Source organism: Peribacillus sp. B65 (genome assembly GCF_058513295.1).
In genome coordinates this window covers 2,479,042-2,499,066 of record NZ_CP195840.1, presented here as the reverse complement: position 1 = coordinate 2,499,066, position 20,025 = coordinate 2,479,042, and the positions used below count along the sequence as shown (strand labels likewise).

23 protein-coding genes and 1 riboswitch are annotated in these 20,025 nt (G+C 42.0%); of the genes, 2 read left to right on the top strand and 21 right to left on the bottom strand.

Translation table 11 applies throughout. The annotated features are described in order from the left end of the window. Positions 1-41: 41 nt before the first annotated feature. Positions 42-2,555 (bottom strand): preprotein translocase subunit SecA, encoded by a 2,514-nt coding sequence (gene secA, locus ACSR9O_RS12215; RefSeq protein WP_101223752.1) that lies wholly within the window; start codon positions 2,553-2,555, stop codon positions 42-44. Positions 2,556-2,975: 420 nt separating this feature from the next. On the opposite strand from secA, the gene ACSR9O_RS12210 reads away from it, so the two are divergent. Further along, positions 2,976-3,299: a helix-turn-helix domain-containing protein gene (locus ACSR9O_RS12210; RefSeq protein WP_063233922.1), complete on the top strand. Its 324-nt coding sequence runs from the start codon at positions 2,976-2,978 to the stop codon at positions 3,297-3,299. A gap of 148 nt (positions 3,300-3,447) precedes the next feature. Here ACSR9O_RS12210 and sinI read toward each other — a convergent pair whose 3' ends face one another. The 7 genes from sinI to flaG form a co-directional block, all read right to left on the bottom strand. Further along, positions 3,448-3,588: a DNA-binding anti-repressor SinI gene (sinI, locus tag ACSR9O_RS12205; protein ID WP_491724462.1), complete on the bottom strand. Its 141-nt coding sequence runs from the start codon at positions 3,586-3,588 to the stop codon at positions 3,448-3,450. Positions 3,589-3,619: 31 nt separating this feature from the next. Beyond that, positions 3,620-3,705, bottom strand: a riboswitch (cyclic di-GMP riboswitch). Between the two features lie 163 nt (positions 3,706-3,868). Next, positions 3,869-4,066 carry a hypothetical protein gene (locus ACSR9O_RS12200; protein WP_491724461.1) on the bottom strand — a complete coding sequence of 66 codons (198 nt, stop codon included), beginning with the start codon at positions 4,064-4,066 and terminating at the stop codon, positions 3,869-3,871. Positions 4,067-4,363: 297 nt separating this feature from the next. After that, positions 4,364-4,921 (bottom strand): ribosome hibernation-promoting factor, HPF/YfiA family, encoded by a 558-nt coding sequence (hpf, locus tag ACSR9O_RS12195; protein WP_137016562.1) that lies wholly within the window; start codon positions 4,919-4,921, stop codon positions 4,364-4,366. Between the two features lie 253 nt (positions 4,922-5,174). Beyond that, on the bottom strand, positions 5,175-5,519 hold the full coding sequence (gene fliT, locus ACSR9O_RS12190; RefSeq protein WP_230176151.1) for a flagellar protein FliT: 345 nt from the start codon (positions 5,517-5,519) through the stop codon (positions 5,175-5,177). Continuing rightward, the gene (gene fliS, locus ACSR9O_RS12185) at positions 5,519-5,920 is read right to left on the bottom strand and encodes a flagellar export chaperone FliS (protein ID WP_101223755.1); all 402 of its coding nucleotides are present in this window, start codon (positions 5,918-5,920) and stop codon (positions 5,519-5,521) included. Before fliS ends, fliT begins: the two co-directional genes overlap by 1 nt. Before the next feature lie 24 nt (positions 5,921-5,944). Further along, positions 5,945-7,456, bottom strand: a complete 1,512-nt coding sequence (locus tag ACSR9O_RS12180; protein ID WP_491724460.1) for a flagellar hook-associated protein 2 — start codon at positions 7,454-7,456, stop codon at positions 5,945-5,947. A gap of 14 nt (positions 7,457-7,470) precedes the next feature. Next, complete coding sequence (gene flaG, locus ACSR9O_RS12175; protein ID WP_202190606.1) at positions 7,471-7,833, bottom strand: flagellar protein FlaG; 363 nt, start codon at positions 7,831-7,833, stop codon at positions 7,471-7,473. 177 nt (positions 7,834-8,010) lie between these two features. Between flaG and ACSR9O_RS12170 the strand changes: the two genes are divergently transcribed. Continuing rightward, complete coding sequence (locus tag ACSR9O_RS12170; RefSeq protein ID WP_491725465.1) at positions 8,011-8,853, top strand: DNA endonuclease; 843 nt, start codon at positions 8,011-8,013, stop codon at positions 8,851-8,853. 486 nt (positions 8,854-9,339) lie between these two features. Here the strand turns inward: ACSR9O_RS12170 and ACSR9O_RS12165 are convergent, their stop codons facing one another. The 13 genes from ACSR9O_RS12165 to ACSR9O_RS12105 form a co-directional block, all read right to left on the bottom strand. Further along, positions 9,340-10,569: a flagellin N-terminal helical domain-containing protein gene (locus tag ACSR9O_RS12165; protein WP_101223758.1), complete on the bottom strand. Its 1,230-nt coding sequence runs from the start codon at positions 10,567-10,569 to the stop codon at positions 9,340-9,342. A 138-nt stretch (positions 10,570-10,707) separates the two neighbouring features. Next, positions 10,708-10,941: a carbon storage regulator CsrA gene (gene csrA, locus ACSR9O_RS12160; protein WP_260358761.1), complete on the bottom strand. Its 234-nt coding sequence runs from the start codon at positions 10,939-10,941 to the stop codon at positions 10,708-10,710. Beyond that, positions 10,941-11,384: a flagellar assembly protein FliW gene (fliW, locus tag ACSR9O_RS12155; protein ID WP_230176150.1), complete on the bottom strand. Its 444-nt coding sequence runs from the start codon at positions 11,382-11,384 to the stop codon at positions 10,941-10,943. The genes csrA and fliW overlap by 1 nt, the downstream gene beginning before the upstream one ends. Positions 11,385-11,395: 11 nt before the next feature. Then, the gene (locus tag ACSR9O_RS12150; protein WP_491724459.1) at positions 11,396-11,971 is read right to left on the bottom strand and encodes a DUF6470 family protein; all 576 of its coding nucleotides are present in this window, start codon (positions 11,969-11,971) and stop codon (positions 11,396-11,398) included. Positions 11,972-12,015: 44 nt separating this feature from the next. Further along, a complete protein-coding gene (flgL, locus tag ACSR9O_RS12145; protein WP_230176149.1) occupies positions 12,016-12,894 on the bottom strand; it encodes a flagellar hook-associated protein FlgL in 879 nt (292 codons plus the stop codon). Between the two features lie 15 nt (positions 12,895-12,909). Beyond that, positions 12,910-14,469, bottom strand: a complete 1,560-nt coding sequence (gene flgK, locus ACSR9O_RS12140) for a flagellar hook-associated protein FlgK (RefSeq protein ID WP_230176148.1) — start codon at positions 14,467-14,469, stop codon at positions 12,910-12,912. 30 nt (positions 14,470-14,499) lie between these two features. Next, positions 14,500-14,988: a flagellar protein FlgN gene (locus ACSR9O_RS12135; protein ID WP_491724458.1), complete on the bottom strand. Its 489-nt coding sequence runs from the start codon at positions 14,986-14,988 to the stop codon at positions 14,500-14,502. A 76-nt stretch (positions 14,989-15,064) separates the two neighbouring features. Next, positions 15,065-15,328 (bottom strand): flagellar biosynthesis anti-sigma factor FlgM, encoded by a 264-nt coding sequence (flgM, locus tag ACSR9O_RS12130; protein ID WP_230176146.1) that lies wholly within the window; start codon positions 15,326-15,328, stop codon positions 15,065-15,067. A gap of 219 nt (positions 15,329-15,547) precedes the next feature. Then, complete coding sequence (locus ACSR9O_RS12125) at positions 15,548-15,967, bottom strand: TIGR03826 family flagellar region protein (protein ID WP_491724457.1); 420 nt, start codon at positions 15,965-15,967, stop codon at positions 15,548-15,550. A gap of 98 nt (positions 15,968-16,065) precedes the next feature. Continuing rightward, entirely contained in the window at positions 16,066-16,758 is a 693-nt protein-coding gene (locus ACSR9O_RS12120) for a ComFC family protein (RefSeq protein ID WP_491724456.1), read from the bottom strand. Continuing rightward, complete coding sequence (locus ACSR9O_RS12115; protein ID WP_491725464.1) at positions 16,751-18,142, bottom strand: ATP-dependent helicase ComFA; 1,392 nt, start codon at positions 18,140-18,142, stop codon at positions 16,751-16,753. Before ACSR9O_RS12115 ends, ACSR9O_RS12120 begins: the two co-directional genes overlap by 8 nt. A gap of 126 nt (positions 18,143-18,268) precedes the next feature. Further along, positions 18,269-19,111, bottom strand: coding sequence for a DegV family protein (locus ACSR9O_RS12110; RefSeq protein WP_230176143.1), 843 nt, complete (start codon positions 19,109-19,111; stop codon positions 18,269-18,271). 192 nt (positions 19,112-19,303) lie between these two features. Beyond that, a complete protein-coding gene (locus tag ACSR9O_RS12105; protein ID WP_101223770.1) occupies positions 19,304-19,987 on the bottom strand; it encodes a response regulator in 684 nt (227 codons plus the stop codon). Positions 19,988-20,025 lie beyond the last annotated feature (38 nt).

The window sequence follows — 20,025 nt, the reverse complement described above, 5'->3', positions numbered from 1 at the left end:
GCCTTACACTTAACCGTCCCATAATCATTATACACCTAACTTTAACCTAAATTGCCATGGCAATTCTTATATTTTTTACCGCTGCCGCATGGGCATAACGCGTTTCGGCCAACGTCTTCCTTTTTACGGGCAGGGGCTTTTTTCACTTTTCCCCCGTCTTCTTCTTTCGGATTGACCGCTTGTCCTTTTATGACTTCCTTACGTTCCAAATTGTTTCGGATTTCGGCCTTCATGATGTATTTTGCGACTTCATCTTCCATTGAAGCAATCATCGCTTCAAACATTGCGAAACCTTCTGATTGATATTCACGAAGCGGATCAATCTGGCCATAAGCACGAAGGTGGATCCCTTGGCGCAATTGCTCCATCGCATCAATATGGTCCATCCACTTGCTATCGACGGCACGAAGAACGATTACTTTTTCGAATTCACGCATTTGTTCTTCAGATAGCTCTTCTTCTTTTTGGTCATAGCTTTCTTTCACTTTTGCTAAAATGAACTCAACCAATTCCGATTCATTTTTCCCTTCCAAATCAGCTACAGTGATTGAACCTTCATTGAATAGGTTACCATTCAGGTAATCGACAAGGCCTTGTAAATTCCAGCCTTCCTCATCACCCATTGGTGCAAACGCGACAACATTTCGCTGGATGGATGCCGTGATCATCGTTTCGACGATTTCACGTAAGTTGTCACTTTCCATGACATCGAAACGCTGTTTATAGATAATTTCCCGTTGTTGACGGAGAACATCATCATACTGCAGTAATTGCTTACGTGAATCGAAGTTATTGCCTTCGACCCGTTTCTGTGCGGATTCAACGGCCCTTGTCACCATTTTGCTTTGAATTGGCTGGGAATCATCCATACCAAGGCGCGCCATCATGTTTTTCATGTTATCCGAACCGAAGCGGCGCATCAATTCATCTTCCATTGATAAATAGAATTGAGTGACCCCTGGATCTCCCTGACGGCCGGACCGACCACGCAGCTGGTTATCTATACGCCTGCTTTCATGACGTTCCGTACCGATTACAGCAAGGCCCCCAAGCTCCTTGACACCTTCTCCAAGCTTGATATCCGTACCGCGCCCTGCCATGTTCGTAGCGATCGTAACTGAGCCTTGATTACCTGCATTCGCAATGATTTCCGCTTCACGCTCATGGTTCTTGGCATTCAAAACATCGTGAGGGATTCCTTTTTTGGATAAATAGGCAGATATGACTTCAGATGTTTCGATGGCAACCGTACCGACAAGCACAGGCTGACCCTTTGTATAGCGTTCGGCGATGTCTTCCACAACAGCCTTGAATTTGCCATCAGTTGTCGCGTATATAAGATCTGCCCTGTCGTCCCTGATGATATTCCTGTTTGTCGGGATCGCAATTACATTCATATTATAAATATTGCGGAATTCTTCTTCTTCCGTTTTGGCTGTTCCGGTCATACCTGAAAGCTTTTCATACATCCTGAAATAGTTCTGGAATGTAATCGTCGCAAGAGTCATGCTTTCATTTTGAATCTCAAGTCCTTCTTTCGCTTCGATCGCCTGGTGGAGACCTTCACTGTAACGGCGGCCTTTCATCAAACGGCCAGTGAATTGGTCAACGATGACTATCTCGCCTTCCTGGACAACATAATCCACATCCAAATGCATGGAAACATGTGCCTTTAACGCCTGATTGATATGATGATTCAAAGTAACGTGATTAATATCGAATAAATTATCGATATTAAACGCTTTTTCAGCTCGATTCATCCCATCTTCCGTCAGCTGAACACCTTTTGTCTTTTCATCATATGTGTAGTCGGTTTCTTTTTTCAAGGTTTTTACAAACGCATTGGCCTGGATATACAGCTGAGCCGATTTTTGTGCAGAGCCGGAAATGATCAATGGCGTTCTTGCCTCATCGATCAAAATCGAATCGACCTCATCAATGACAGCGAAGTGCAGCGGGCGCTGTACCATTTGTTCTTTATATAACACCATATTGTCACGAAGATAATCAAAACCTAACTCATTATTCGTACTGTACGTAATGTCAGCATTGTACGCCGCCTGTTTTTCTTCTTTAGAATGACTGTTCAAATTCAACCCGACGGTCAAACCAAGGAAATCATACAATACACCCATCTCGGTGGCATCACGGTGTGCCAAGTATTCATTGACAGTAACGACATGTACACCTTTACCGGTAAGCGCGTTTAAATAAACCGGCATGGTGGATGTTAAGGTTTTACCTTCCCCTGTTTTCATCTCGGAGATATTTCCATCATGAAGTGATGCCCCACCCATGATTTGAACACGATAAGGATATAAGCCCAGAGCACGCTTTGCCCCTTCACGTGCAACCGCAAAAGCCTCAACAAGCAAATCATCAACGGTTTCCCCATTTTGATAACGCTCTTTAAATTCACCCGTTTTGGCACGCAACTGTTCATCCGATAACCCCGCCGTCTCATCAGCCAGCGCTTCGACCTGATCGGCGATTTTTTCTAAACGTTTGATTTCTCGCTTATTCGGATCAAAAACTTTATTTAATATATTAAGCATTCAATAACGCTCCTCTATTATGGTAATGATCGTTCAATGACAAAATTCATATAAGTAAGAAGAAACACACTTCTATTATTACTAATGCACGCTTAATTTTACCACTTCTATCATAGAGGTACAACTTCATGTCACTTCCCTGGTATAGACCTGAATTCAATTCTTGCGAAAAACAATGGATAAATGAGGAGTAAAACTGTTAAAATAGAAGGAAGTATAAAAAATATGTTGCTAACTCCCCACTATTCCATATGTAAATGTGAATTATCCATAACCTTCCATCACTAGATGCTGTGTGTCCTCTCTAGCGATAGCATGTCAAGGTAATCCAACCTTACAGTCGTCTTGTTTTGAATGATAAGATTGGCTACTGACACTTATTAGCGGAAGATAAATAGAACATGTTTCGAGGTGGTATTGATGATTGGTGAACGTGTAAAAAAACTGCGAGAAGAAAAGAAAATGTCGATGACTGAACTTGCCGATAAAGCGGGTGTGGCAAAGTCTTATTTAAGTTCGCTCGAGCGGAACTTACAAACGAATCCTTCTATTCAATTTCTTGAAAAAATCTCCGCCGTACTAAACATTCCTGTTGATGCCCTGCTTTATGATGCACCAAATAAGGAAACCTTAGACACTGACTGGATGAAAATCGTTGAGGAAGCCATGAATTCGGGTGTCTCAAAACAACAATTCAGGGAATTCATCGAGTTTAATAAATGGAGAAAAGATAAAGAAGAGTAGAGTGGTAGTACACTAGTTTACCTACATAATCCTGAAGAATACAGTTTGAATAAGCTAGACTTGTAGAATCTCAAGGAAGAATAAACCCTATAAACAGCTAATGAATCGAATTACTGTTTATAGGGATGTTCTCGAACTTTTTCGTAAGCTATTTTCCATTGTTCTCCTCTAATGTTACTTCAAGGCTTTCCCGTTTCAAAAAAGCACTGATTTCCTCCTTTTTGAAACCCAAGCTCCTTGCTTCTGAAATCAATTTCACCCATTCATGATCCATTTCCACATTAGCCACCTCTTTTACCTCCTAAAATACTCCTTGTATTTCAGGCAGACCAGCCATCCTAGTCTCGAGGACCTTAGACCTGTGCCTTTGCGCCCTCATCTTTCAATAAGTTTGCCTTTGTCGTGGTATTTATTACCAAATACATTACTTATAATCATATTATAACGGATACCCACTCCATATATTGCTATTTTATGTCGGTAATCTACCTAAATGCAAAAACTTTTATCCGACAAATTATTACAAAATTAAGAAAATTCATAGTGCAGGTAATTTATCATAGACTAATTCATTTTCGTTTTTTTGTATAATAGTGAATATTGCTCTTCTTAATATATCGTTGCTTTGTATTGATTCTCTCCATTGTAAGTGCATCCAAGGCTTTTTGCGCAGTTAAATCCTCACCGCAGGTCGGGCAAAGCCACTTTCCATATTCCGCACTGCTAAAAGAAGCCCTATGGCAAGTATGGCAATTCTTTCGATACAAGTAATCCAACCCCTCTGCACCTTGATCAAATTGTTTTTTATAAAAAATCAGCCGTTCTTTTTAAAGAACTTACAATTTGAGTATAGTGCAAAAGAAGGGGGTTATTAAATAGGTAAAACTGACTATTTATCTTAATAAAGAACAATAATTGTTCTTCAAAAGGATTTTTCGTTGATTTGTATTTTATAGAGAACAAAAGAAGCAATCATTCTTTTCCTTTTCAAACGAATTCTATCAACAGGCATTAAAAAAGCACAACCCAAAGGCTGGGCTGTGCTTTTGATCTTAGAATAATAATTAACTAGGTTCAATCAATCCATAGCGTCCATCTTTTCGGCGGTACACTACGTTCGTTGTATTAGTATCCGCATTCGTGTAAACGAAGAAACTGTGACCAAGCATATTCATTTGTAAAATCGCTTCTTCACTGTCCATCGGCTTTAAATCAAAGCGCTTATTGCGGACCACTTCAATATCATTATCGTCTTCGAATTCATCCACCACTTCGTCAACTTCCATATTGAAGGCGAATGCATCTGGTGCAGCTGATAGATTGTTCCGGAACTTACGATTGACCTTCGTTTTATGTTTACGAATTTGGCGTTCAAGCTTATCATTGATCAAGTCAATGGCAGCATACATATCCGCATTTTCCTCTTCAGCACGAAGAACCAAATTCTGCATGGGAATCGTCACTTCGACCTTTGATGTATTATTGTTCACTTTTAAATTCACTAACACATTTGCATCTGGTGTATTGTTAAAATATCGTTCTAACTTGCCAATTTTCTTTTCGACGTATTCTCGAATTGCTGGAGTTACCTCAATGTTTTCACCGCGTACGTTGTAATTCATAAAGTGAGTCCTCCTTAAATTAAGACTATACAGTTAGATTCTACAATACCCCTCCGGTTCCTTTTAGAAACACATCATGAAATATGTCGAAATAATGAAACAATTGTCGGAAGGTTTGGAAAGGGGTTGATGTCTGCCCTAGCTTCATTATATCAAATGCTATGCTATAAAGAAAAAATTAAGCCTATTTTATTTACAGAAAATTTAAAAATAATTAACATGAAAACCTTTTGGAATCCAAACGGTCGTGTAATCAATTTCTTTTATCATAGAACACACCATCCACTGATAGACTTTCATACGGGTTCGTGTATTTATTGGATGATCGTTTCTTCTTGTTTATTTCCTGGATATCCCGCTTTATCTCCTGCTTTTGGAGCTTCAGCAAGTGATCGACCTTTTGGTTGAGCAACAGTGCTGCACGTCCCAGCTGCTGCTCTTCTGCAGTAAAAGGCGGTTTGATTCGAGAAAGAAGTCCATCTCGCTGATCGATCAGCTTTGTGATCCTTTCTATTTTATCATCACGCTCTGTAATCGTGTGATTTTCCAGAACGGCAAGTAATTCAACAGTCAAATCATGAAAGGTCCTAATCACCATTACACTTGACCGCTTTGGGTAAATTGTTTTTTCCGATTGATTTGAATTACTTCCTTCCAAGTATTCCGGAACTCAGTAACAAGGCCCTCCACTTCTTCCAAGGCAGAAACATCATTTTTCATATTCGCTTCTATCAGACGCCGGTTCATGAAATCATATAGACTCATCATATCTTTGGATACATCCGCATCCATATTCAGCGTCACCATCAATTCGCGGATGATATTTTGCGCCTTGATGATGTTCGTATTCTTCGCTTCGATATTTCCTGCTTCAATGGCCTTCTTCCCAAGCATGATGAACTTCAAACAGCCATTATAAAGCAGTAATGTAAGCTCTCCCGGGGATGCTGTGTTGACTGAATTTTGCTGATACGATTGATAAGGATTATTTATTGCCATATTTAACTTCCTTTCCGACTTACCTTAACTAAAATAAGAAGCTAACGATGCACTTTGGCTGTTTGCCTTTTGAATCGCTTTTTCCATCGCCGTGAACTGGTTGTAATAGCGCGATTCCAATTTCGTTAGCTTTGCCTCAAATGTTGAAATCTTCTTATCCAGCCCATCAACCAATTTTCCGATTGTAAAATTGTTATTAACAAATCCGGCCTTTCCGGCCTTTTCAGTAATCGCCTTCATTGATGATTCTATATCATCCCTTAACCGGCGCGCGAGACCTTTGTCGCTCTTTTCTGGCCCATTGGCCATGAACATATCATAAATCGCATTCGGATCCTCACTAATGGCTGCCCGGAGCTTGTCCTCATCAATCGTTAATTTACCGCCCTCCAAATAATTTTTGGTGGTGGTGATCCCCAAACTGCTGAGATTGTTTTTTCCTGTGATCCCATCCACCGAGGTGTATAGGGATGACCTCATTGTGATCAGGAGGCTTTTTAACGTCGAATCGCTTTTTAACGTTCCGCTCTTCGCTTTTTCTTCCCACAGCTTCACTTCATCCTCGGTCATTGCCTTCTTTTGCTCAGAGGTAAGCGGGGTAAAGGAGCGATATTTAGCTTCACCCGTTTTATCTTGAACCTTTTTAATGACATCATTGTATGTATTCACAAACTGAGTGATCGTGTCCAGGATGGCATCCACATCAGCTGTTGATGAGAATGTGACTGTATCCGTCGTTTTTTGCTTTACCGTTATTTCCGCTCCATTAATCTGAAACGTATTCGAAGGCCGGGAAATGTCCAGGCCATTATAAGTAATCGATGCATTTTCCCCTATTGTGCCGCCAGTTCCTTCATTGTTACTGCTCATTTTTAGCACATTGAAGAAATCTCCGGTACTCCCTAACTCAATTTCAGGCCGATCTTTTATATCACCTGTATTTTTAGCAGTGATGGAAAACTTCTGGGACGTTTCATCGAAAAATAGAGTCACTCCCGAGTTTGCATTAATTTTATTTATGACACTTTCTAACGTATCGTCCGCATCAAGGGTAAGAGTATACGGTTTTTCCACTGTTGCGCCATCTTTTACTTCCGTATCAAAACCGCCATCCTTATTGATGGACAGTATCGTAATATCTTGAGGAGTCGTGATTCCCAATTCCGATAGTTTCTTTTTGGGGTCGGTAACAGCTGATTTTTCTGTACTTGTCATGGTTGCTGCCTTGGCAAGTCCATTCACTTTTATATTCCCGGAAAAATCACTGGTCGAATTCACATTTCTCACTGATACAGCATCTGGATTCGATAACGTCACCTTCTTTTTAATGAAGGAAGACTGCTTCCCAATTCCATCACGAATGAGCGTATCCAATTCTGATAAAGCTGTATTTATCGAACGGTAATCATCCCGCTGCCACTCGGAATACTGCTTTTTCTGTGTCAGTTTATCCAATGGCACCCGTTCTGCCTGCATCATGCTCTTAACTAATTCATCAATGTCCATCCCGCTTGCTAAACCACTGATTCGTACCAAAATTGATCACCCGCTTATATTTTTTCATCCACCATTATGCCGACAAACTCCGTCATTGCCGCATAGAAGTCCAATAACTTCTTCGGGGGAATTTCCCTGATCGTCTCATCCGTTACATCATCCACTACCTTGACATAGTACTCATTCAGCTTCTCATGATATTCAAAACGAACCGCCGTATGTGTTGGATTAAGGAAGGTGTTTAAACTATCCACCACTTCCTGCATCTTTTCTTTTGAAGGCACATAAGTAGATTCCCCACTTTGCTCCGAATAGGCTAGCGTATTCATTTCCCGCTGATAAAATGAACTGATTCCTTCCGAGATTGCTGTTCTAAGTTGTGAGGAAAGGATATTTGTGGACAAACTCTCCAGCATCTAAATAGCCCCCAATATGATATCTTTACTTTTTATATCGGTTCCGAAATGGAACTTTACAGTGTACATACAAAGGATTTATTATTAAATAGAGAACAAACATTCGCTATCGGAGGGGATAACATTATAAAATGGGATTAAGAAGATGAGCTTACACTCTTATATAAGGAGGTTTTCATAATTAATCTTACTGAAATCCAGAAAAATATATTATATGCCAGCATTATAAGTGACGGTGAAATCACGAAAATTTATAAAAATAGCAGGAGAAAGAACAACAGCTACCGGGAGCACTACGGCACATCTCAGGGAGATTATCGAAAATGGAAAATTTCCTTTTTTGATGGATTATTATATATCACTCCGGCAAGCCAATGTGTCCGTTCCGCTTCTTTAGAATTATTCACCAATTTATTCCTACACTTTTACAGTGATGATGGAACTAAACATCTCCCCTTCACATTATTGAAACATTGCATTTTACCACATTTCCTAACTATTCTATACATGGATGATGGCTCTTTAAGCATCTCATACAGGGTAAATCATAATAAAAAAATTATTTACCTCACACCGCATATTTACCTTTACCTTCAATGTTATCCTAAAGACGAATTAGAGAAACTAAAGGAACATATATTTACCACATATCATTTATCCTTAAAGCTGAGCTCTCGTAAAGATGGATATGGATATATTCTAAAAACTACTTCTGTTAAAGAAACTTTTCGTTTCCTCGAACTAATCGAACCTGTAGCAAAAACTTGTTCTTCCATGTTATATAAAACCTCTTGGGAATTCCGAAATCAAAAAGAAATACTCAGGTGGAAATCTAAGTATCCTGATTACACGATTCTTACCAGCAGTTCAGATCGCTCTAAACCCTATTCTCCAGATGAAATTAAATTACTAAGACAACTTAAAGAAAATGGTTATACAACAAATGAAATTGCAAAGATGCTAAAAAGAAGTTATTGGTCCGTTACTTATAAATGGCAAGAAATAAAAAAACTAAACTAACGCCAAAACGTGATAGTATTTTGGAGCTAAATAATGTTAATCTAACCGATCCTTTATATTTTTCGATAAAAAAAGAGACTCTAGTAAAACTAGAGTCTCTTTCAGGTAATCTAAAATTAACGAAGAAGTTGTAAAACTCCTTGTGGTTGTTGGTTCGCTTGCTTTGCGACTATGTCTTTCGATCATAGAACAGACTATATCTTCACCCTTATCTTATAAGGGGCTGGGCACTTCGAATGGCTTTTGCCACCCTACGGATTTCATTGCCATAGCTTTCACCTTAGACTGTATATCCTAGTCGTTGAACCTTCTCCAGAGTTTCCTCAAAGGAGCTTGGCTGCTGATTATCCATTATGTCATCTCCATCATTTTCAGACCATCACGCTTACCGTTTCCAGTTACGTTGTGGTTGATGCAGCTTTAGGAAGTTCCAGCAATTCACCCAGTCATAATTTTATCCATTACTGGATAAAACGCCCTTCAAATTTACCTCAGAAGTTGTAAAACTCCTTGAGGTGCGGAATTTGCTTGAGCTAGCATTGCTTGAGATGCTTGCGCCAAGATAGAGTTTTTAGTTTGCTCCATCATAGTCTTAGCCATATCTGTATCACGAACACGTGATTCAGCAGCAGTCAGGTTTTCAGAAGAAGTTCCTAAGTTGTTGATCGTATGCTCTAATCGGTTTTGGTTAGCACCTAGTTTAGAACGTTCAGCTGATACAGTGTCAATTGCAGATTGAATAACTGTGATTGCTGCAGATGCATTTTTAGCATTAGAAACATCCAGACCGGATTCAACGCCTTTAGAATCTGTACCATTGCTTACATTTGTAGTTGCAGTGAATCCATCACCAATACCAGTTAATCCTAGATTACTAGCACGCATGTCACCGATTTCAAGTGTCAGACTTTGGTTTTCATTTGCACCGATTTGGAATTGAAGACCTGCGCCAGCATCAGTACCCGTAGAAGAAGAACTACTTATTTTTAAATCAGCTAAAGCAGTACCAGCAGATGCACCAACTATTTCAACGGAACCTTTAGCGCCAGCAGTTAAGGTATCAAGCTTTAAAGCACCATCACCATCAAGGGACGCATACTCTTCACCAGTTGTTCCAAGTGCAGTATTTGCTGCAGTATTAATAGCAGTCACTATATCAGCAGCTGCATCACCATCTCCGATTGTAACATCCACATCTTTCCCATCGATTTTAAGACTTAATGTACCGCCAGTTGTAACAGCACCTGCCGCCCCTGAACCAGTCAAGCTAGCAGTAGAAAGTTTTGTATCAGAATCCTTAGAACCATTCAATAGTTTCTGAGTATTGAATTCAGTAGTATTACCGATACGGTTGATTTCAGATGTTAATGAATCCATTTCCTTTTGTATTTCTCCACGGTCACTAGTTGTATTAGTATCCGTTGATGCTTGTGTAGCAAGTTCACGCATACGTTGAAGAATGTCAGTCGTTTCGTTTAATGCACCTTCAGCAGTTTGGATCAATGAGATGGCATCCTGTGAGTTACGGGAAGCTTGGTCCAATCCGCGGATTTGTCCACGCATTTTTTCAGAGATTGCTAGACCGGCTGCGTCATCGCCTGCACGGTTGATGCGCATGCCCGATGCTAGTTTCTCCATTGATTTTGATTGTGCATTCGTTGCACTTGATAATTGACGGTGCGTGTTTAGAGCTGAGATATTGTGATTGATAATCATTTTTGTTTCCTCCTTGAGTCTTAAGTCCCCACGTCCATGTGGTTGTTTACGATGGGCAGTGACTAAGTCGGCCGCCTATTTCACTGCCCATCGTTGTATACTTAATATCGACCTGCATGGAAACATATTTAGCGGATTTTACGATTTTTTCTTGAAATACTCATTTATACCTTCCAGAAAAATAGTTTCTGTTTTAGAGGCTTTTCTATTTTCCTGCTGAATGGACAGGTAGATTTCCTTCCTATGGATATCGACGTTTTTAGGGGCATTGATCCCCAGTTTGATCTGTTCCCCCTCGACGGACAGGATCGTAATTTCGATATCATCGCCAATCATGATTGCTTCATTTGGTTTTCTGGTCAAAACGAGCATCATTTCCCCCCCTGTTCCGCTGGAGGTTCAAACAGTTTGTGCTTTGTACGGTATTCACTAGCGTTCATGATGAATTGCTTTCCGACTTTTTTAGGGCCGTTTATGATGATGGGTGCCTGGAGATTCGCCGTCGTTTCATTGAAAGGGTCTTGGATCGTTAAGATGACGAAAGTAATGACTTCCAGTTCCGTTTCTATTTGTAAAGAAGATAATACTTCATCCGTAAGCTTCACTTCGTAATCAGGAAACACCTCAAATGGATTCGTCACAATGAAAGCAAGCTCTTTTGTTTCTGTCGATTGCAGGACGAAAAATGGCGTGTCATCCAAAGCTAGCAGGCAAAACTGTTTTTCTTCTAAAAATCCTGGTATCCCGCTTTCAAATACATAAATCTCTTTCTCAGCCAATTCGAGTTCGCCATGAAATTTTGTTTGTAGAATCATCTATGTTTTCACTACCTTATCTCATCCGGATTTAAATTGATGAAATCTATATCCAGCGCATTTTTTTGTATAATTTCGACATTTACACTACCTGGTGTGTATGTATGGTTAACCCTATTGATTTGAGCATCAATGATCGGTTTTTGTGCGGTTGCTTCAATCTTCACTTCCGCTGGCTGGTAGTCAAGCTTCACGCTGAATGGAGAGGGAATCCAGCCGAGATTGAATCTCTTCTCAGGTCCTTTGCTGTTTTGCCTGGCCTGTTCAGCGAGTGGATTACCGCCTTTTTCAATATGCCTCAGCTCAGTTCCCTGCTGGGCACGTATTGCCATACCCGCCAGCCAATCCTGATATCCCTGCTCCGCAAATTCATCGACTCTTACTGAGAGGCTTTTCAAATCCATGTCTTCCCTTGCTTGTGACTGATCGATCGTCAGCTTACCCGTGGTCGTTTGAATCTCGAGGATCGCTTGCGGCTGTTTGATCGATTGGACCGCAGCCTTCTGTTCGATCTGCTGTACAGGCTGTTCTATATTCACTCCAATCTTCATTGGGGTGGTTTGCAATCTAATTTGCGGAATCTGCATCATCAACACTCCTTATAGAAAAAAGCTATCCATTTAAGAATAGCTTAGCGAAGAAAATCCAATAAACTCGGCTGCATGATCTTTGCTCCGATGCTTAAAGCAGCACTATGGACACTTTCCTGGGTCGTCAAATCCATGATCGCCTTTTCGATATCGACATCCTCATTTTTCGAAAGGATTTCAGTGGCAAAAACCTCCTGCTGCTTGAGACGGTCCGTCATCAGCTCAATCCGATTCTGCCTTGCGCCAACCTGTGCCTGCATGCCTAAGAAAGTATTTATCGTTGCGTCAAGTCCTTCCAGTGTGCCGCTCACGTCCCCGCCGTTTTCGAGTGCCTCAATTGTCTGGTCGATGCTTCCGCCGGCAGCTAGTGCATCACCAAAAATCTTGGAACCGTCCGTATTGATTTTAAGGGAAATCCCCGAAAAAACTTCAAGGTTTATGTCCCCTGTGCCATACACGGTATTTCCATTCCCATCTTTAACGGACGACGGTCTCACATTCGTATCCTGGCCGTTAAAGATATACTTCCCGCCAATCTGTGTGTCGCCAAGAGTTATGAGATGTTCTTTTAATTGTTTAATTTCTTCAGTAATTGTTTTAAGTTGCTCCCCTTCATACGTGCCATTGCTGCCTTGAACGGTTAATTCACGAATCCGCTGCAGGGCGGAAACACTTTCAGTAATGGCATCATCCGTGCTGTCGATCCAATTGGTCGCCTCGGCAATGTTACTTTGATACTGCCCTATTTGATTGAGGTTTGTCCTGTACCCCATTCCCATCATGGCCGCAACAGGGTTATCGGAAGGCTTGGAGAACTTCTTTTGAGAGGAAACCTGCTCTTGCAGCCTGGACATCTTTTCGTAACTGCTGCTTAAATTGCTCAGCATATTATTGGTTAGCATCGATTGCGTTACCCGCATATTCGTCTCCTCCTATCATCGGCCAACTGTACCCATTCCGTTTATGATTTTATCGAGCATTTCATCCATCATCGTCATCATTCTTGCGGATGCGTTGTATGCCTGCTGGAATTTGATCATGTCAGTCATTTCTTCATCAAGGGATACGGAACTGACTGACTCCCTATTTTGATTGACTGAGGCAGCAAGCACGACAGAGTTGGAAAGGTTCTTTTGGGCGCTTTGGGAATCCACACCAAGCTTTCCGATGATACCGGAATAATAGGTGTCGAAGCTACCCGTCAATTCGTCGGAGTTTTGGTCTTTAGTCGAGTACTCACTGAACGCCTTCTTTTTAAGGTCAGCCAGGAGTTTGGCGTTTTCATTATCACCGGATGCCCCTCCACTTTTACCGCCTGCGGCAATTTTTGTGGGATCCTTAACGATTTCACCATTCACCTTGATGCTTTGGGCGGCACTCTTACCCGGTTCGAGTTTAAAGAAGTTCAATGTGGAAGTGCTGTCATCACCCAGGGCATAGCCTTGTTTATGGATGGCATTGAATTCATTCACGAAAGCAGCCGTCATATTATCGAGCTTTTTCAGCATATCAGGATAAGCGCCGGCGATCGTGCCATCAGCCTTCTTATAGCCAAAGCTTTTGATCAGACCGGATAGTTCTCCCGAGAAATTGTAATCCGTCAATGTTTTCGAACCAAACTTTAATCCATCCACCATACCTGTCGTTTTATCATGGCTAACTTCAACTTTCGAAGTTCCCACCATCCCGGTTTGGTTAACACTGACTAGATTGATGGGCGGCACAAAAGACGAACCGTCTTCTTTCATCAATTCGATATTGTATAGCCCTGTGGCCACATCGCTTGCTCTGCCGTAATCCGTCGGAATGACATTGCTCACTTTAATGCTGACAAGCTGTGAGAGATTGTCTACGAGTACATCACGTTTATCATAAAGGTCATTGGGAATATAACCATGAGGCTCCACTTTGCTGATCTGTTGGTTTAGCTGGTCAATACTGCTGATGAGCGTATTGATTTCGTTCGCTTTGACGTTTATCTGATTGCCGATATCCGTTTGAACGTTCGTAAGCGAGTTATAGTAGTAATTTAGGGTATCCGCGACCATGACGCCCGTCGAGGCAACGACCTCACGCGCCCCGGAGTTTTCCGTATTCGCCGTCAGCCCCTGCAGCGAGTTCCAGAACTTCTCCATCGTAGCGGCTAATCCGCTGTCGGTCGGCTCGTTCATGACGCCTTCCATTTTCGTCAAGGATTCGCTCATGGCCCCGTAATAACCGATTTTATTACTTTGTGTCCTGTATTGTGCGTCCAGGAAACTGTCCCGGATCCGCTGAACCGTTTCAGCTGCCACCCCTGTCCCGATTTGGCCGGCAACGCGCGGGCTGTTCAAACCGACAGTAGGAAAGCCCGACGTCTGGACCAGATTGACCCGCTGTCTTGAATATCCTAATGTATTGGCATTGGCCACGTTATTTCCTGTTGTATACAATGCCCCTTGAGAGGTGGATAATCCGCGTTTGGCAGTCTCAAGACCCATAAAGGTTGAAATCATTTGCTCGCACCTCCATCTTTTTTCTGCTTATTAAGCTTTGGAATCAAACATTCCCATGCCGATTTTGGCCGTTTTCTTAACCGAATCCCCGTAATTCAGGTTCTGGTGCTGCGGCCTCAGCATATCCAATGAGACATTGATGAATTGAAGGGACTGATAGATCAATTGCTGATTTAAACTGTTTCGCTCCTTCAGCGTTGTCACTTCATCAATCAATTCCGCTTTTAGCCTTTCAAGGATTTCCGTTTCTTTAGATCCTGTCAATTCCGTTACGGTATGGATGGAGGCAGGCTGTCCCGCCGTTCCATTGGCTGCAAGAAATTCCTCGACTGCCCTTTCTCTTTCCTTATCCGTCTGACTGATCGCTTTAATATGTTTTTGTTCTGAAATTAGCAGGGCAGTGATTGCCTCTGTATCATTTGCTTTCAAAATGGCCGTTTTTCTTATCGCCAATTGATTGAAGCTTTTATGAAGCTTGATCAATTTTTCAAGCGATCCGATGATGTTCCGTGCAGACATTTTGCTGCCTCCTCACTCATAAATGAAGGACGGAAAATGGCTCCGTCCTCTTCATTCAAGCTTTTTCATTAAAAATTCATTTCCGGTAAAAATCGATGAGACCCTTAGCCGTTGCTTGTGCATTCAATTTATAATTTCCTTTTTCAACTTGGATTTTCAGTTCATCCACTCTTGCTTGTCTTGCAGCAAGAATCGGTGACGATTGCTGCATTTCTTTTGCCGCTGAAGAAATTTCAACTTTATCCGAGGATTTGACCTTGGATTCCTTGATATTCCCCGTTTTATTGGCTTGAAGATTATAAGGGTTAACACCTGTCATACCGACGTTATTGATTTTCATATTCCAGATCCTCTCCTTCGGTCGATTTTATAAATCCCATTATGTTTCGATTCCTTAACACATGAAATGGCTCTGGACTGTGTTATTCTCCCTATCGTTATTATCGACAAGGAATGGATTTCTTTAATTGTTTCTTGTAATCTTTCCTTCGACACCCATTGTCGAATCTTGTTCTCAATATCGAATATTTTAACAAATACTGCATCATGTTTCCATGATTTATCCTTTTTGATCATCCTTCATATAGTACGTATTTTTTTTATCATTTCCTTGAATTTCAGTCAGGCGCTTTTCCTCATATTCAAATGCCTGCAAATCCGTACGCATTGAATCGCTGCATTTGCCGCATAGCCTTCCGCTCTTGATGTTAGCGCCACACTTTTCACATGGAATTCCTAGATTGGGAAACTGCGAAATTCTCAGCTTTCCTGTTCTCACAAATTTAATAATTAACGTATCTTCAACGCCGGTGTCCTTAACCACCTGCATCATGGACGCCGTTCTATTTATTTTCTTGCGAATATATGCATACACTTTATCATATTGGTCTTCTTCTTCTTTATAACAGGCATCGCATACATCACGGAATTTCGTCATAACGAATAACGAATTACAGCTTGGACAGTTGAATACTTCCATCGAGGCCCCTCCTTCACCATCACAGCGATATTCTTCAGTACTGTATATATCGAATAATACCTGCGATACTTTAGGATGTTTTATTAAAATAAGCTTTTTCACCTAGCCAGGGTGATGGATGATACTTCTTTGGCCCCAGCCGTTTTCAATGCCTTTGCTGCATGCCTGAGAGTTGTGCCTGTCGTGTAAATGTCATCGATGATCAAAATTGATTTATGCTCCAGCAAATCTAACTGCATGACCTGAAAAACCTGCGGTAATGACATCCTCTCTTGACGTGATTTTTTTGATTGTTTTTCCGTATGGATTCTTGTCAAGATCTCAACCGTATGAATTCCAAGAAGGTCTGCCAAGGCCTGTACCTGGTTGAATCCACGTTCCGTAAGCCGTTCATGGCTAAGCGGGATGACCGTTACCAGGTCAAACTCCATGTCCTTTAACCTTTCTTTCAAAAAAGGGACGAAAACCTCAGCTAATGCATAATCCCCACGGTACTTATATTTAGCAATAATATCTTTTAAGTATTCATTATAATGAAATAGCGATATGTTCTTCGACAAATAGCCGCTCCATTCCTTATTCCTTTCCCATCTTGAACAATCCAGACAGAGGTCACCGGTAATATGAACCCCACCAAGCTCCCTTGAACACATTGTACATGTTTCTCCGGTAATCCTATTAAGCTTCCCCTCACATCTTGTGCAGATTGCTCTTGCCTCGGCCTGCTTAAGCAAGCTCCTCCAGGTCAATGCCTGCTTCATTCCTTCATCACAAACAAGACATCTATTCATAGAGCAGCCCTCTTATCTTGGCATCTTTATTCATCATTTGAATATGGTGAACCGCCTCGACCATCGCTTTACTTTTACCGTAATGAAAAAAGGTGATCGTCCCTGCAGGATTAGCAAAGCTTCTCCCTACCCTTCCAGCAATCTGAACGAGAGCACTATCAGAAAACACTTCATGTTCAGCACCGATCACGGCTACCTCCAACCGCTCAATAGTCACGCCACGTTCCAGTATGGTCGTGGTCAGTAATCCTGGAACCAAGCCATTCCTTAGTGCCATTACTATTTCCTTTCGATCAGGGTGCCGGGAGTGGACAATCGATAATTTTGGGGACAGCATTTGAAACAGCGGAATGACCTGCTCCATCACTTCAATGCTTGGAAAAAACAAGAGGAAGGGGATGTTCTGCTCAAGGCGTTCACTTACCCATCCGATGATTGCTGGGGGAATCTTTTTTTGAAGAAATATTTTTTGCCAATTGCCGCTCCACTTCATTTCAGGGACAGGGATTGGCTGACGATGATAACGGGCCGGTATTATGACGGCTTTCAATTTGCCGCTGCGGTATAGCCGCTGCATCCGTTTCGAAGGTGTGGCGGTCAAGTAGATGGTTGCCGCAGAAACCTTTTTTGATTTATTGACCGCATAATGCAGCGAATCATCAATTGAGTAGGGAAACGCATCGACTTCATCAACGATGATGACATCGAAAGCTTCAATAAAACGGAAAAGCTGATGTGTCGTGGAAACGGTTAGTGGCGAAAATCCATGTCGATCGCCACTGCCGGCATAGAGGGTCGCGACCTCAATGGCAGGAAAGGCTTTTTTTAACCTAGGGGATAGTTCGAGAACGACATCGGTCCGGGGTGTTGCCAAACAAATCCGTTTCCCGGCATGCAATGCTGCCTCAATCGCCGGGAATAGGACCTCCGTCTTTCCTGCCCCGCATACAGCCCATACCAGGAGTTCACCTTTTCCGTTTACAGCTTCAACGACAAGGTCGGAGGCAGTTTGTTGACCTTCCGATAAAGTGCCTTCCCAGCTCATCACTATGTCAGGAATCTGAAACTGAATGCCGGGTCCGGTCCACCTAAATAGTTTTGCACATTCACTGACCCGTCCCATCATGATGCATGAGCGGCAGTAAGTGCAATCTTGATCGCAAATCTTGCAAGGGAATGTATAAAACAAAGTTTGATCTTTGTTACCGCAGCGTACACAGTGATAACTGCCGTTACCGTATTGCACGCCGCAAGTTTCTGAGACATACCCATTCTTGAGGTGCTCTGCGAGGAGTTCTTGAGAGAAGGGGATTTCGAATGCCAAAAGATGTTTTCCGGTGAGATGGTTCTGAAGTTCCGGGGAATATGGCGGGGAAATGCTCATTTTTTCCAAACTGCAACCTCCTTTTCTTGATATATCACGCTCCTCCTTATCATTCGCTTTTTACTCCCGAATTCCCTTTTGCTTCATAAAAAAAACACCTTCCACTTAGGAAAGGCGTTAAATAGCTTAAATTTTATACCAGCCCATCCCCATCGAGCCTTCGCCCAGATGCGTTCCGATTACTGGACCGAAGTAGCTGATGTCGAACTCGACATTCGGGAACCGGGCTTCAAGTTCCTCTTTCCAGTCTTTAGCTTCACTTTCCCGTTTTGCATGAATGATGACGGCTTTATATTTCTCGCCGCTCGCCGCGTCTTCTCCAAGCAAATCGGCAATCCGTTTCATCGCTTTTTTTCTTGTACGGATTTTTTCGAATGGGACGATGACCTTATCAACAAAATGGAGAACCGGCTTCACTTGAAGCAAACTGCCAATCAATGCTTGGGCACTGCTTAAGCGTCCCCCGCGCTGCAGATGGGAAAGGTCATCTGCCATGAAGTATGCCCTGACCGATGGCTTCATCTCTTCAAGCCTGGCCATGATTTCTTCTGCACTTTTACCATCAAGTGCCATCTTTGCCGCCTCGATCACATAAAACCCCTGTACCATGCAGCTGATCTCCGAATCAAAGGCATGAACCTTAATTCCATCGACCATTTCACCCGCCGATACCGCTCCTTGAAACGTTCCGCTGATGCCGCTCGATAAATGAATGGAAATAACATCATCATAGTCTTTTTGCAGCTCCTCGAACTTCTCGACAAACTTCCCTATTGGAGGCTGTGAAGTGGTTGGCAATTTCTCCTGCCTCTTTACTTCCTCATAAAACTCATCCGCAGTGATATCAACTTCCTCCCGGTAAGCTTCATTGGAAAAAATGACATTAAGCGGCATCATATGTATATGTAAACGATCACGTATTTCCTCAGGTATATATGCAGTGCTATCTGTTACGACTGCGGTTTTCATAATAGTACCATCCTTATAAAAATTTACTTCATATCATACTCACCATTCTATCTGAAAATGCCTTTTTTTGCATTAAATTGCTTTCTCCATTACCAAAAATATGAATCCAGTTAGTCATCCTTCCTACAAAAAAATCCAGCCCTTCAGCACGCATTGCGGAATCTGAAGAGCCGGACTTATCGATCGTTTTAATTACTTCACTTCTACCCAGCCGTTTTTGATAGCTAGGACAACCGCTTGTGTACGGTCATTCACATTCATCTTCTGAAGAATGTTACTTACATGGTTCTTGACTGTTTTTTCACTGATATAAAGAGTTTCACCGATGGCACGGTTGCTTTTACCATCCGCTAAAAGTTGGAGCACTTCACATTCGCGTCGAGTCAATAGGTGAAGCGGCCTCCTGATTTCTATTGTATGTACGGAATCACGATCAGCACCCTCTTCAGCTGCCAATCGGCGATATTCCTTAACCAAGTTATGGGTCACCTTCGGATGAAGGTATGATCCACCTTCAGCTACTACACGCACAGCATCAATCAACGCATCCGCGTCCATTTCTTTCAACAGATAGCCTTGTGCTCCTGTTTTCAATGCGTGCTGTACGTAGTTTTCATCATCATGAATGGAAAGGATGATGACTTTTGTTTCAGGGTAACGGTTCACGAGCATTTTTGTCGCTTCGACCCCATTCATGTTCGGCATGTTGATATCCATGATAACAACATCAGGTTTATGTGTTTCAACGAGATCCATAGCTTCGCTTCCGTCATCACCCTCGGCAACAACATCAAAGGATGATTCAAAATCTAATATGCGCTTTACGCCTTCACGGAAAAGCTGATGGTCATCGATAATGATGATACTAGTCTTCAACGGCTTCTTCCTCCTAGTTTCTATTTAAAAAGTCTATT